Genomic DNA, 13,260 nt, shown 5'->3' on the forward strand with positions numbered 1-13,260 from the left:
CAAATTTCAGATAGCGGATCACTCTACATGGATTTCCCACAGCTACACAGTTTGCCGGAATTGATTTTGTCACAACACTCCCGGCACCGATCACACTTCCTGTTCCTATAGTTACACCGGCAAGGATGATACTTCCACCGCCAATCCAGACATTGTCCTCGATAGTAATCGGAAGAGCCCTTGTACGAAAAAAGAGTTCACCCGAACTTTCATCCCAGTCTTCAACAAACCTTTCGTTATATTCTATCGGATGTGTAGCCGTATAGAACTGTACATTGGGAGCAATCAGAACCTGATTCCCAATATGGATATGGTTTTCATCCATCAATGTGCAATTATCATTAATGATGGTCTTTTCACCAATGAAAATATGTTTTCCGCATTGGCAGGCAAAGTTGTTGCCGATGGTAGAATATTTCCCGATTTTACCAAGCATCTGAAATAGAATCTCATTCCTTTTTTCAGCAGGAGTCTTTACGTCATTGATTATTGACAGAACCCCCTTTGTTTTCATAATCATGTCCAAGACTTCTTTATCCAACCGGTTACAATATTCTCCTGACAGGAAACGTTGGAAATTGCTCTTTTCCTCATTAAGTTCCTTTACCATAATAAATTCCTCGTCTGTCTCTTTTATTGTTTTAAACCCAAGTTTAAGGTACATATTGACTGCATAATTTGCCTTCTGTACGGAGAGCGAAACATGTTTATAGCCTTTACTGACAAGCAATTTAATTATCTCCTGCATTAAACGGCTACCAATACCTTTGTTCCTGTATTCCTTGTACAAGGATATGGAAAGAGAAGGAGTTTCATCATCTACATGGCCGTAATCATTCATGATGCGTACCCATGCAGCTCCTACAATCTTACCATCAGTTTCGGCAACCAGACAATAATCATCTTTTTTCTTACCGAAATTTTCAATATAAACTTTCAATTCCGGCAATTCAACAACATCTTTCGATGGTGGCTCTATACCTTCAGGAATATAGATAGCTTCGTAAAGAAAATCTCTTAGCAAATGGGGTTCATCAGCTTGCAAGGGGCGTATTATATAATTTGTTGATTCGTTCATGCTTGTTCACATTTTCTTTTCAGGTCTGCTATATACCGTTTCTGCTGTATTCTCAAATAAAAACATGCAAAAGGATATAACCACCATTTTTTCAGTTTTATTGACTCTGTAAAAATTATTTCTGTCCCATTCCCTGCTTGCCTGAAATGTCCTGTCCACTCCCCGGAAAAGTTCTCATTATCCATAAGAAATGAATATTTCAAGAAAGGCTTTAAAACGGTAATAGTAAAACAGGTTACATAGCCTTCGTGACTTATCTCCTTGAAATGACGCTCATCTGAAACTTCTATATCTTTTATATCACTTCGCCATGAATAGTCATAAAGAGAAGTGACTGAATGCCAGACTGATGCTAAATCAGCCTGTATAAATGATTTTATCGTTGTGCTTATCATGGGACACCTTTATATTTGTCTTACCTTTTTTCCCAATCCTCTTTAGTCAGCAAAGTAAAATGCTCCGTACGGATATCTCCTAAAGGAGAGGTCTTTCCTTCTTCCGTATGATGAAAACGGAAACCACATTTGTCCATTACTCTGCGGGACTTAATATTTCCGTCATAATATCCGCACCACACTCTTTTGATGTCCAATTCATTAAAACAACGTAAGAGCAGACACTCAACTGCTTCCGGTATCAGCCCCTGTCCCCAATAAGGGACACCAATCCAATAGCCAATTTCGGCATCACCCTCCTGCATGTCTGCACTGTGTACTCCGTCACCGAACATGATGCCTACACTACCAATAGGTTCATTGGTCTCTTTTAAAACTACAGCATAAGTTTCCGGAGCAGAAAGTATATCCCTTATTACCTCCCTGCTGTTTTCAACAGACGTATGTGGTGGCCATCCTGCTATAGGTCCTATTTTCGGATCTTGTGCATATTTGTAGAGAGACGCAGCATCTTCTTCTGTCCACGGACGAAGTATAAGTCTTTCGGTTTTCATAAATTATTCTTTTAGTTTCCTTGGGACAAAGTAAAATCAAATGTTGGTTTCTAATTCAATGTTATACAATGAAATAAACAACTATCAAGAAAAAATCTTTGCTTTCATATTCATTTTTTATATATACGGATATACTATTGGTAAATAAACTGTCATCATTATTTCTCATAAAAATACATCAATTAAAAATGAATAATAGCAACAATCACTAAAAGCAAAATTATCAAATTATTTTGTATGGTAAATAAATCATGCAAGTTTTTTTAATACAATGATAAAATATGCTTAAACATCTCCAATCAATTCGTCTTCTTATAGCTAAGCATGGCCCACGTATTGAAAAATGCCATGAAGGCAAGCAGGATATAAAGTTGGGGCAACAGATCCGTCAGTGTGCTGCCCTTAAGATAGAGCATGCGCATCACCTGATTGAAGTGCGTCAGCGGATTGATGCGGGCAATCCATTGCGCCCACACCGGCATACTGGTGATCGGAGTAAAGAGACCGCTGAGCAGAACAAAAATAAGCAGGAAGAAAAACGTAACGAACATGGCCTGCTGCATCGTGGCGGAATAGTTGGAAATGACCAGTCCCACACCGGACATAATCAGGATGTAGATGCATGCAAAAAAGTATAGCAGCGGCCAGGAACCGGCCGGAGTGAGATCGTAGACCCAGTGGGCCAGCAGGAAACAAAGGGTGAGCACCACCAGTCCCACCACCCAGTAGGGCAACAGCTTGCCTAAGATAAAGTCGAACTTACGCAACGGGGTGACATTAAGCTGCTCAATCGTGCCCACTTCCTTTTCACTCACAATGTTCAGCGCCGGCAGAAAGGCACAAAGTATGGAAAGAAGCATCACCATCAGCGCCGGCACCATAAACACTTTATAGTCCAACCGCGGATTGAACAGACTCTTTTCCACAATGCGCACGGGCATAGCCACGGATTGCGATCCTCCTTCCTGCGCAAAGAATTCCTGAATCACAGTGGTCAGATACGATGCGCTGAGGGCTCCCTTGGTGCCGTTGATGGCATTGGCAGACACCTGAATGTCCACCGGTTCGCCACGCATCATGTGGTACTCCATCTTTGGGGGCAGCTCCAGAATCACGTCGGCCTCGCCACGCTTTACGTCCAGCAAGGCATCGTCGTAATGCACGGCGGTGGAGGCCGGCACAAAGGAAGTGGTGGCACAGACCTTTTCCGTCAGCCGGCGCGACAGAGACGATCCGTCCAGATCGATGATGCACAGACGGCTGTTTTTCACTTCCAGAGTGGCCGCCCACGGCATGAGCAGCATCATCAGACAGGGAAAAATCACAATGAGCCGGGGGATAATCGGGTTGCGCACCATCTGCCGGAACTCCTTTTCAATGAGATATTTCAATACCATAAGCTTCTATTCTTTTTTCCATTTCCCGGAAAGATTCTTTTGAGATTCGTAAAGAGCCGTTCCGGTGTTCTTGTTCGGGAATGTCCTGCTACTGGAGCCGTTCCCGGAAATGCTTCAGGCTCACCATCATCAGCAGGGCGGCCATGCCCGAGAGAATCAGTATCTCCTGCCACACGAAACGAAGCCCTACCCCTTCGATCATGATTTTCTTTACGGCCAGAATATACCATTTGGCAGGAATGATGTTGGACAGCCACTGGAGCGGCACGGGCATGCTCTCCACCGGAAATATCAGTCCCGAAAGCAGCATCACAGGCATCATCAGCGTCATGCCCGAGATCAGCATGGCGGCCACCTGGGTGTCGACCAGCGTGGAAACGAGCAGCCCCAACGAGAGGGCCACCAGAATGAGCAGCATGCTGACGAAGGAAAGCAACAGCAGACTGCCGGCAATGGGCACTTCAAGCACGTAGACCGAAAGCAGCAGAATGGTGGCCAGATTGACGCAGGAAAGCAGAAAATAAGGCACGGCCTTGGCCAGAATGATGAAAATCGGGCGTATGGGCGATGCAAGCAGCACTTCCATCGTGCCGGTTTCCTTTTCGCGCACAATGCTTACCGAGGTCATCATGGTGCAGATCAGCATCAGGATGAGCCCCATCACCCCGGGCACAAAGTTGTAGGCACTCTTCATCTGAGGATTGAAAAGCATGTGGGTGTGTATCGAAACGGGCGGTGCTGCCAGAGAGGCGGCCGAGGTCTGCGCCGACGGCAACTGTCCGCTCAGGGCAGAGTTGATGACGGCCTGCGCATAGTTCTTCATCAGATGGGCCGTATTGGGGTCGGTACCATCCACAAGCAGCTGCACGGCAGGTACCTCGGCTCCTGTTGCCTCGGCGGCAAAGCCTGGAGGAAAGGCTACCACCAAGTCGGCCTCGTTCTTGCGGAAAGCCTCGTGCGCCTCACGGTCGGTATGCAGAAAGCCCACCACACTGAAGTAGGCATTCTGTTCCAGACGCTCCACGAGCCGCTGTTCCACAGGGTCGCCGGTATAGCCCAGCACCAGGACACGGGCATCCTTCACCTCGGTCGTGATGGCAAAACCGAAGAGCAGAATCTGCGCGATGGGCATGCCCAGCAGAATCAGCATGGTGCGCTTGTCGCGGAAGATGTGGAAAAACTCTATTTTGACAAAAGCCAGAAATTCTTTCATTTGCTTGTTTTTTTCGTAAAGTCTACACTGCCGTACATGCCGAGCTTGATCTGTCCGTCGGAATTGTCTACGGCAATTTTCACGGCATATACTAAGTTGGAACGCTCGTCACGCGTCTGGATGGTCTTGGGAGTGAATTCGGCTTCGCCGGAGATCCACACCACACGTCCCGGATAAGGGGTGCGGTCGGCCTCGCCACGGTCGGCATACACCGTGACTTCCTGCCCCAGACGGAGCGTCGTAAGCTGTGGTGCCTCGACATAGGCCCGCAGATAGATATGTTCTAAGTCGGCCACCTTGAAGAGCGGACGACCGGCAGCAGTCACTTCGCCGGCCTCGGCATATTTGGTCAGCACCGTGCCCCGGATGGGACTGGCGATGCGGCATTTCTGCAACTGGTCGTCCAATTGCAGCACTTGCAGTTCCAGAGAGCGCTGTTCGTCGCGCACTCCTAAATTGGCGCTGGTCATGGTCGAGAGCTGGGCTTCCAGCTGACGGCGCAAAACGGCCACCTGCGCTTCGGCATCGTCCACCTGCTTCTGGGTTCCGGCACGGTCGTGCAGCAGATCCCGGCTACGGGCATACTCCCGTTCGGCCTGCTCGATCTGACGGCGTGTAGCGGCCACCTGTTTGGCCACATCCATTTTCTTATGCCCCACGGCGTCCATGCTGGCCAGCAGCTGTTCGCGTTTCAGGGCCAGCTGCACGGTGTCGATATATCCCACCACTCGGTCGGATTCCACCCGGTCGCCCTCCTGCAAATCCAGATGAAGGATGCGGCCTCCGGATTCGGCCGAGACCAGTACTTCCGTTGCTTCGAACACTCCGGTGGCATCTGCCTCATCGGCCGAGGAGTTACAGGCGGTCAGTCCACCGCACAACAGGGTGGCGGCCAGACAATGATATAAGATTCGTAGACTTTTCATATGGCGTTTTCTTTTGGTTTTCAGTTATTCTGTATGCGCTTCAAGGCATAGCGGGCCTGAAGCAGTTCCATTTCGTGAATGGCCTTGTTCTGACAGGCCTGTTCCTTTTCGAGTACCATGCGCAGCATCTCCAGCACGGAAAGGGTTCCGTTGGCCACACGGGCCTGTGCCGATTCCAGTATCTGTCCGCGCATACGGATGATATCTTCATCGGCCTGGATCTCGTCGCGGATGCGCTCTATATTGCGGCGTGCCTGAATGGCTTCGGCACGGGTGTTCAGCAGGAAGGTGGACTGCTGGATGTCTACCTGACTCATCTGCTCGTCAATCAGGCGGCGTTCGTTCTTCAGAGTGTAGAGCTTGCCGATATTCCAACTGAGCTGCACGCCGGCAATATAATAGGGACTGAATCCACCCTTGAGCATATTCAGACCGGGATCGCCGTAACCGCCCTGCATGAACAGGCCCAATGTGGGACGGATGCCCGCACGGGTGGTTTCCTTTTGTGCCAGCAACATATTTTTCTGACGGGCAAAGAGTTGTAGTTCCGGACGAAGGATTTCATTGCCGGACTCGGTCACGGCCGGAGTGACCAGCGCTCCGGCACGCAGGGAGTCCATGCCCGTAAGCAGCGACAGCACCTCGCAATAGGCCTTGCGGGAGGTTTCCAACGAACGGACAGACTGCTCCACCGTGCGCAGTTCCACCTGTACGGCATCGACATCAGCCGGACAGACCACACCGCGTTTCAGGAAGGCCTGTACCTGTTCCAGGCTTTTCTGAAGCTGTTCCTGCAAAAGCTGCATCTGCTTGTGTTGCGCGTTCTGAAGCAGGATTCCGAAATAGACCTGATCGATGCGCTGATGCAGAGCATAGAGTTCCACCTCGGCCTGTTGGCGATCGGCCGCCGTACGGGCTTTCTGCCACTCACGACGGGCACGCACCATACCGCCATCGTAAACCAACTGCTTCAGTTCCAGAACGAACTGATACTGATCCTGCTCCATCCACTCGATGTTCATGCCGGGCATTTCAAACGGCAGTTTGGTGACATCCGACTGCCACGAAGCACGGGCCGACAGGTTGAGCTGGGGCAAGAAAGAGCGTTTGATGTTCTCGAGCGTGAATTGTTCGGTACGCTCCAACAAATCGAACTGACGGATTACGGGGTAATTGGCTCGAGCAGAGTCGTAACACTGTTCCAAAGTGACCTGCGCCGAAGCGGAAGCCGAAAACAACAGCAGGAACAGAAACCCGATTACGTATTTTTTCTTTTTCATGGTTTTTCCTCTTTAGAAAACGGACTTTTTCATGCTTCAATATAAAGAACTTGTCAAAAGATCCGCACTTCAGTATTTTTAATAGGTCGTCTGCTTTCCACAAAAATAGAAGATTTATCCGCTCTCTATCCTCTTGAATTTCAGAAATATTTTTATATTCAACAAGTTTAACACTTATGCATTTAGCCCCTTCCACAGCAGAATGCCCCAAAGAATATCCCTGATTTAGGGTATTGCAACCAAAGCGTGCGTTACCTATCTTTGCAAAAATCATTCATTTAGCAAAATTATTATGGAACAAGAATCTGTATGGATCGCCCTGTCGCTCACATTAGTGGCAGGTATGGCCACCGGTATAGGAAGCCTGATTGCATTTCTGGCCAAGAAAACAAATACGAAGTTTTTGTCCGCCTCGCTGGGTCTCTCGGCAGGTGTGATGATTTATGTTTCCTTTATGGAACTGATGCCGGAATCGGCCCGTGAGTTTGCCCGCATCTATTCGGAATCGACCGCACAGGCGCTGATGCTGGGCGCCTTTCTCTTAGGTATTCTTCTGATTGCGCTGATCGACCGTCTGGTGCCCGAAGACGAGAACCCGCATGAGGTGCATTCCATGGAAGAACACGGCGGGAAAAGCCGGCTCAAACGTACGGGCATCCTGATGGCGCTGGCCATCGGTATTCATAACTTTCCCGAGGGACTGGCCACTTTTACCACGGCACTGACCAGCATGGATATTGCCCTGCCGATTGTCTTTGCCATTGCCATTCACAACATTCCCGAAGGCATTGCCGTGTCGGTACCGATTTATCATGCCACCGGCAGCCGGCGCAAGGCATTCTGGTATTCGTTCCTCTCGGGATTGTCTGAACCGGTCGGCGCGTTGTTCGGCTTTCTGTTCCTGCTGCCGTTCTGGTCGGTTGAACTGAACGCGTTCCTGCTGGCCTTCGTTTCGGGCATTATGGTGTATATCTCGTTTGACGAGTTGCTGCCGGGAACAGAAAAGTACGGTCACCACCATCTGGGAGTGGGCGGTGTGGTGCTGGGTATGCTCATTATGGGCATCAGCCTGATTCTGCTTTAAGACATTACGATTTTTTGAGAAAAAGGAGTGGCCGGGCCGCTCCTTTTTTTATGCCACTTGTTGCTTTTATAAAGAAGAAAACCTAACTTTGTCACAATCACTGAAACTCAAAAGGAATATGTATCGTAATTTTATTTTTGCCTCCTGCCTCGCTTTGGCAGGAATGTTGGCCGGTTGCCAGAAGGCTGCTACACCGGCCGAGACTTCAAATACCGATTCTGTCAGTCAGAAGAACGCAGTAGTGGAAACCATCATGGAGCGCCGGAGCATCCGCAAGTACAAGCCTCAGGCTATTGAAAAGGAAAAGCTGGACGAAATCATCCGTTGCGGTATTTACGCACCCAACGGCATGGGACGCGAATCCTGGGAAGTACGCTTCGTAACCCGCCCGGAACTGTTGGCACGCATTGATACGCTTTATGCGGACTATATGGAAAAGACGCAGGGGAAACGCCCGGCAGCAGCGGCATACGGCGCACCGGCCGTGGCATTCATTGCCTATGACACCACTTATGATCTGTCGCAGGTGGATTGCGGCTTGCTGGGAGGAAACATGTTGCTTGCCGCCAAATCCATGGGCATTGGCTCTTGCTGTCTGGGAGGCATCTGCCGCTTCCTGAACGCTCCCGAGGGTGCCGAAATCATGAAGGAACTGGATTTCCCGGAAACATACAAGTTGCTTTATGCCATCGCTTTCGGTTATCCCGATGAGTCTCCGAAAGCCAAGGAAAGAACACCGGAGAAAGTGCGTCTCATTCAGTAAACGACTGAGAACCCAAATCCCCAATCCAAAAATCATTTAACCCGAACAGACACCATGATAAAAAGAAAAACACGCGCCGCAATACTCGGTCTGCTGCTGGGATGCAGCCTGCCGGTGTGGAGTGCCGTGCAACCCGCAGATTCTCTCTATCTGCTTCCACAACCCAAATCGGTGGAAATGCGCACCGGAGTGTTTCGCCTGAATGAGGTGAAGAAAGTGAGCATTCAGGCTCCCGACAGTATTGCCGCTCTGATTGCGGACTATCTGCCGGAAGGCATGAAGGCAACAACTAAAAGCAGTAAAGCGCCCCGCATGGAAATTCGTCTGAAACCCGAACAGAATGGTAACCAGACGGACGAGAGTTATGAACTGGACATCACCGACCGGAAAATCAGCATCGAGGCCGCTTCCGTGGCCGGAGTATTCTATGCCTTACAGACATTGGGACAGCTAACCGACGAAGAGCAGAAGACCGTTCCGGCTGTGCGCATCACGGATAAGCCTCGCTTTGCCTACCGCGGCATCATGCTGGATGTATCGCGCCACTTCTTTGACGCGGACTTCCTGAAAAGACAGATTGATGTGCTGGCGGCGTTCAAAATCAACCGTCTGCACCTGCATCTGACGGATGCGGCAGGATGGCGTCTGCAAATTGACCGTTATCCCCGACTGACCGAACTGGCTGCCTGGCGACCGCAGCATCTGTGGAAAGAATGGTGGAAAGGAGCACGCCGCTATGTGATGGAGGGTGCACCGAATGCCTATGGTGGTTACTATACGAAAGAGGAAATCCGCGATCTGGTGGATTATGCCCGCAAACGACAGATTACCATCATACCGGAAATCGAAATGCCTTCGCACTCGGAGGAGGTGCTGACAGCTTATCCGGAACTGTCGTGTACGCATGAACTGTACAAACCGTCGGATTTCTGCGTGGGTAATGAAAAGACGTTTGAATTCCTGGAACAGGTGCTCACTGAGGTGATGGAACTGTTCCCGTCAGAATATATCCATATCGGAGGAGATGAAGCTCCGAAAACCGATTGGCGTACTTGCCCGCGATGCCAGAAAAGAATCAAGGACGAGGGACTGAAAGACGAAAAGGGACTGCAAAGCTATCTGGTGCATCGCATCGAGAAGTTCCTGAACGCGCACGGACGGAAACTGTTGGGCTGGGATGAAATTCTGGAAGGCGGACTGGCACCAAATGCCACCGTGATGTCGTGGCGCGGTACGGAAGGAGGTATTGAGGCCGTGAAAAGCGGTCATCAGGCCATCATGACTCCGGGACAATATTGTTATCTGGACGGTTATCAGGACGCTCCGCACACACAACCGGAGGCCATCGGCGGTTATCTTCCTCTGAGCAAGGTGTATGGTTATGACCCGGTGCCTCAGGAACTGACCCCGCAAGAGCAACAATTGATTATAGGTGTGCAAGGAAATCTGTGGGCGGAATATGTACCCACAGAGGAACACGCGGAATATATGCTCTATCCGCGTGCGTTGGCCATTGCCGAAACGGGGTGGACACAACCGGAAAACAAATCCTGGAAGCGCTTTCACCACAAGGCAGTGCAGGTAACCAAGGATTTGCGTGAGGCCGGTTATCAGGCCTTCCCGTTGGAGCGTGAGTTTGGAAACCGTCCGGGAGCCGGAGAGGTTCTGAAGCACAAGGCATGGAACAAGCCGGTGACTTACAACGCGCGCTACTGGGGCACCTATCCGGCTGGAGGCGACAAGGCACTGACCGATGGCCTGCGGGGCGGATGGAACTACAACGACGGTTTCTGGCAGGGCTTCGTATCGCAGAAACGTCTGGACGTAACCATCGACTTAGGAAGCCTTACCGACATACAGCGCATTCAGGCCGATTTCATGCAGATTTGCGGTCCGGAGGTCTATCTGCCGGCACACGTCATCATCTCGGTTTCTGAGGACGGAAAAGAGTTTACCCAACTGAAAGAAATCAAGCACAAGCCGGTGCGTAATGATGAGGTGACCTTCAAGACCTATGGTTGGGAAGGTACCGCCAAAGCACGCTTCATCCGCTATCAGGCACTCGCCGGCGACGAGTTCGGCGGTGTGGTATTCACGGATGAAATCGTGGTGGAATAATCCGAAACAGAATAAAGCAACGAGTGAATTCAGGACTTGGCTTTTGTGCGAATCACCATGCGTTCCCACAACGCGTTGGGAATCAAGCGCCAGAAGAAAGTAATAATCGCATAGCGCCAGTCGATGATAATCACTCGGCGCTTTTGAGCAATAGCCCGGGCAATCGTCCGGGCTACTTTGTCTGCCGGCATCATCAGCGGATATTTCTGCGCTCCCGAAAGCAACGGCGTATCTACGAAACCGGGACGTATATCCGTGAAACAGATCGGATGCCCCTCCATACGCGCCTGCTGCGCCAAAGCCTGTAAATAAGTGTTCTGGAAGCGCTTGGTGGCCGAATAAGCAGGGGCCGCACCCAGTCCCTTCGTTCCGGCAATGGAACTGATAGCTGCCAGATGACCGCCGCCCTGAGCGGCAAAATAACGGTAGGCCCACCCTACCATCTGTCCGAAGCCCAGCACATTGGTGCGGAAAGTGTCCCGTTCGATGCCGGCCTGCAAGGTGCGGTTCTGCTTTCCGATTCCGGCCACATGCAGATAGAGGTCCATGCCTCCCATCTCCTGCACCAGTTCGGCCAGAGCCTCCGTTGCCCCATCAGAAGTTACATCGAGTTCTTTCACAAAGACCCGCTGCGGCGCCAACTGTTTCAGAGTCAGCAACGGTGCGGTACGGCGTGCGGCCAATCCGACCACACAGCCGGCTGCAATATAAATACGGGCCAGCTCCAGACCTATTCCGGATGAGGCTCCTATAAGAACAACTTTTTGAGAAGAAGATATCTGGTTCATTTTATCGTTTTTTTAGGGTTCTACACATGCAAAAATAACGATTTTTGCCCTTTCTCCCATTTTTCTGTAACCAAAAAGCCAACAACTCTTGCATTTCTTCCACTTTTTATCGTAATTTTGTGTTCTGTCGTCCGGACCCCGGTTTCCCGTCTCTCTTTCTTCTCCAAACAGGAAACCGGACAAAAACACGTCCGCACGAAAAATCATTCACAAAAATCTTAAACACAAATTGCAATGAAAGAAAAAAACAACAGAGGTAAATTTGCCAGTAAAATAGGAGTCATCCTGGCTTCAGCCGGCTCAGCCGTCGGTTTGGGAAACATCTGGCGCTTCCCTACGGAAACGGGAGAAAACGGCGGTGCCGCCTTCATTCTGCTTTATATCTGCTGCATTCTGCTGCTCGGACTGCCGGTGATGATTTCGGAATTCCTCATCGGACGACGCACACATGCCGACGCATCTACCGCCTTCGAACTGCTGGCTCCCAAACACAAGCAATGGCATTGGGTGGGCCGTTTGGGTGTGCTCTCGGGCATCATGATCTTCAGTTTCTATTCTGTGGTGGCGGGCTGGACCGTAAACTATACCGTTCAGGCTGCCCTGAACCGCTTTAACCAAATGGTGCCGACCGGCGAGGGAAATGTCTACGGAGCCTATTTCAACTCGTTTGTATCCGATCCCATCATGCCTACGCTCTACCTGGTTCTGTTCATCCTGCTCACTCATTTTGTCGTGGCACGAGGCATTGAGAAGGGTATCGAGCGCTTCTCCAAACTGATGATGCCTACCCTCTTCCTGTTGCTTCTGGTTCTGGCTGGTTTTGCGCTGACTATGGAAGGGGCGGCCGAAGGTCTGAACTTCCTGTTCCGCCCGGATTTCAGCAAGATTGATTCCTCAGTAGTGCTTTCGGCTATGGGGCAGGCTTTCTTCTCGCTGAGCATCGGTCTGGGTTGTCTCTGTACCTATGCTTCCTATTTCCGCAAGGAAGTAAACCTGGTACGCACGGCAGGAAGCGTGGCGATGATTGACACGCTTGTAGCCATCATTTCTGGTCTGATTATCTTCCCGGCCGTTTATTCTGTGGCCGGCATGGAGCCGTCCGAGGGACCGAGTCTGGTGTTTGTGGCTTTGCCCAACATCTTCCACATCGCTTTCTCCAAACTGCCTATTCTGGCCTATGCGTTGCCTTTCCTGTTCTACTTCCTGCTCATTCTGGCATCGCTGACTTCCACTATTTCCATGCATGAGCTGATCACGGCCTACTTCCATGAGGCGCACCACCTGTCGCGCAAGAAAGCTACCTATCTGGTTACGGGCATCTGTCTGTTCCTGGGTGTTCTCTGTTCGCTGTCCTTGGGTGTCGGCTCGTCTTATACCATCGGCGGCATGACGCTGTTCGACCTATTTGACTATCTCACCGCCAAATGGATGCTGCCGCTGGGCGGTCTGTTCACCGTGCTGTTCACCGGATGGTATCTCGACCGCAAGATTGTGTGGGAGGAAATCACCAACTACGGAACGCTCCGTTTTTACGGATTCCGGATTTTCATGTTCATCCTGAAATTCATCGCTCCACTGGGAATCTTCCTGATTTTCCTGGATCAGGTGGGTGTGTTCCGCTGGTTCTAAGGAAATATGGATGCATGATCATGCGATAAAAATTG

At 50.4% G+C, this 13,260-nt stretch carries 11 protein-coding genes and 2 pseudogenes; 4 read left to right on the top strand and 9 right to left on the bottom strand.

The annotated features are described in order from the left end of the window. Positions 1-7: 7 nt before the first annotated feature. The 8 genes and pseudogenes from DXA74_RS16595 to DXA74_RS11625 form a co-directional block, all read right to left on the bottom strand. A pseudogene (locus tag DXA74_RS16595) lies at positions 8-610 on the bottom strand (sugar O-acetyltransferase); the annotation flags it as partial. Beyond that, positions 596-1,078 (bottom strand): annotated as a pseudogene (locus tag DXA74_RS16600) (N-acetyltransferase family protein); the annotation flags it as partial. The pseudogenes DXA74_RS16595 and DXA74_RS16600, both read right to left, overlap by 15 nt. Continuing rightward, positions 1,075-1,473, bottom strand: a complete 399-nt coding sequence (locus tag DXA74_RS11600; protein ID WP_118527774.1) for an SRPBCC family protein — start codon at positions 1,471-1,473, stop codon at positions 1,075-1,077. The pseudogene DXA74_RS16600 and the gene DXA74_RS11600, both read right to left, overlap by 4 nt. A 20-nt stretch (positions 1,474-1,493) precedes the next feature. Beyond that, entirely contained in the window at positions 1,494-2,027 is a 534-nt protein-coding gene (locus DXA74_RS11605) for a GNAT family N-acetyltransferase (protein WP_118527776.1), read from the bottom strand. A gap of 299 nt (positions 2,028-2,326) precedes the next feature. Next, entirely contained in the window at positions 2,327-3,424 is a 1,098-nt protein-coding gene (locus DXA74_RS11610; RefSeq protein WP_118527778.1) for an ABC transporter permease, read from the bottom strand. An 88-nt stretch (positions 3,425-3,512) separates the two neighbouring features. After that, a complete protein-coding gene (locus tag DXA74_RS11615; protein WP_118527780.1) occupies positions 3,513-4,637 on the bottom strand; it encodes an ABC transporter permease in 1,125 nt (374 codons plus the stop codon). Beyond that, positions 4,634-5,563 carry an HlyD family secretion protein gene (locus tag DXA74_RS11620; RefSeq protein ID WP_118527782.1) on the bottom strand — a complete coding sequence of 310 codons (930 nt, stop codon included), beginning with the start codon at positions 5,561-5,563 and terminating at the stop codon, positions 4,634-4,636. Before DXA74_RS11620 ends, DXA74_RS11615 begins: the two co-directional genes overlap by 4 nt. 20 nt (positions 5,564-5,583) lie before the next feature. Next, positions 5,584-6,843 carry a TolC family protein gene (locus tag DXA74_RS11625; protein WP_118527784.1) on the bottom strand — a complete coding sequence of 420 codons (1,260 nt, stop codon included), beginning with the start codon at positions 6,841-6,843 and terminating at the stop codon, positions 5,584-5,586. Between the two features lie 292 nt (positions 6,844-7,135). Here DXA74_RS11625 and zupT point away from each other — a divergent pair, with 292 nt between their 5' ends. From zupT to DXA74_RS11640, 3 genes are all read left to right on the top strand, one after another. Then, positions 7,136-7,927, top strand: coding sequence for a zinc transporter ZupT (gene zupT, locus DXA74_RS11630; RefSeq protein ID WP_118527786.1), 792 nt, complete (start codon positions 7,136-7,138; stop codon positions 7,925-7,927). A 118-nt stretch (positions 7,928-8,045) separates the two neighbouring features. Next, the gene (locus tag DXA74_RS11635; protein ID WP_118527788.1) at positions 8,046-8,690 is read left to right on the top strand and encodes a nitroreductase family protein; all 645 of its coding nucleotides are present in this window, start codon (positions 8,046-8,048) and stop codon (positions 8,688-8,690) included. Positions 8,691-8,744: 54 nt separating this feature from the next. Next, positions 8,745-10,808: a family 20 glycosylhydrolase gene (locus tag DXA74_RS11640; protein WP_118527790.1), complete on the top strand. Its 2,064-nt coding sequence runs from the start codon at positions 8,745-8,747 to the stop codon at positions 10,806-10,808. Positions 10,809-10,837: 29 nt separating this feature from the next. On the opposite strand, the gene DXA74_RS11645 is transcribed toward DXA74_RS11640, so the two are convergent. Beyond that, a complete protein-coding gene (locus tag DXA74_RS11645) occupies positions 10,838-11,596 on the bottom strand; it encodes an SDR family oxidoreductase (RefSeq protein ID WP_118527792.1) in 759 nt (252 codons plus the stop codon). Between the two features lie 234 nt (positions 11,597-11,830). Between DXA74_RS11645 and DXA74_RS11650 the strand changes: the two genes are divergently transcribed. Beyond that, positions 11,831-13,225 (top strand): sodium-dependent transporter, encoded by a 1,395-nt coding sequence (locus DXA74_RS11650; protein ID WP_118527793.1) that lies wholly within the window; start codon positions 11,831-11,833, stop codon positions 13,223-13,225. Positions 13,226-13,260 lie beyond the last annotated feature (35 nt).

The organism is Bacteroides sp. OF04-15BH (genome assembly GCF_003477995.1).
Lineage (GTDB): Bacteria > Bacteroidota > Bacteroidia > Bacteroidales > Bacteroidaceae > Paraprevotella.

Coding starts and splice junctions, on each gene's coding strand:
- DXA74_RS11640 (WP_118527790.1), top strand. CDS start 8,745: ATGATAAAAAGAAAAACACGCGCCGCAATACTCGGTCTGCTGCTGGGA.
- DXA74_RS11650 (WP_118527793.1), top strand. CDS start 11,831: ATGAAAGAAAAAAACAACAGAGGTAAATTTGCCAGTAAAATAGGAGTC.
- DXA74_RS11625 (WP_118527784.1), bottom strand. CDS start 6,843: ATGAAAAAGAAAAAATACGTAATCGGGTTTCTGTTCCTGCTGTTGTTT.
- DXA74_RS11605 (WP_118527776.1), bottom strand. CDS start 2,027: ATGAAAACCGAAAGACTTATACTTCGTCCGTGGACAGAAGAAGATGCT.
- zupT (WP_118527786.1), top strand. CDS start 7,136: ATGGAACAAGAATCTGTATGGATCGCCCTGTCGCTCACATTAGTGGCA.
- DXA74_RS11615 (WP_118527780.1), bottom strand. CDS start 4,637: ATGAAAGAATTTCTGGCTTTTGTCAAAATAGAGTTTTTCCACATCTTC.
- DXA74_RS11645 (WP_118527792.1), bottom strand. CDS start 11,596: ATGAACCAGATATCTTCTTCTCAAAAAGTTGTTCTTATAGGAGCCTCA.
- DXA74_RS11635 (WP_118527788.1), top strand. CDS start 8,046: ATGTATCGTAATTTTATTTTTGCCTCCTGCCTCGCTTTGGCAGGAATG.
- DXA74_RS11600 (WP_118527774.1), bottom strand. CDS start 1,473: ATGATAAGCACAACGATAAAATCATTTATACAGGCTGATTTAGCATCA.
- DXA74_RS11610 (WP_118527778.1), bottom strand. CDS start 3,424: ATGGTATTGAAATATCTCATTGAAAAGGAGTTCCGGCAGATGGTGCGC.
- DXA74_RS11620 (WP_118527782.1), bottom strand. CDS start 5,563: ATGAAAAGTCTACGAATCTTATATCATTGTCTGGCCGCCACCCTGTTG.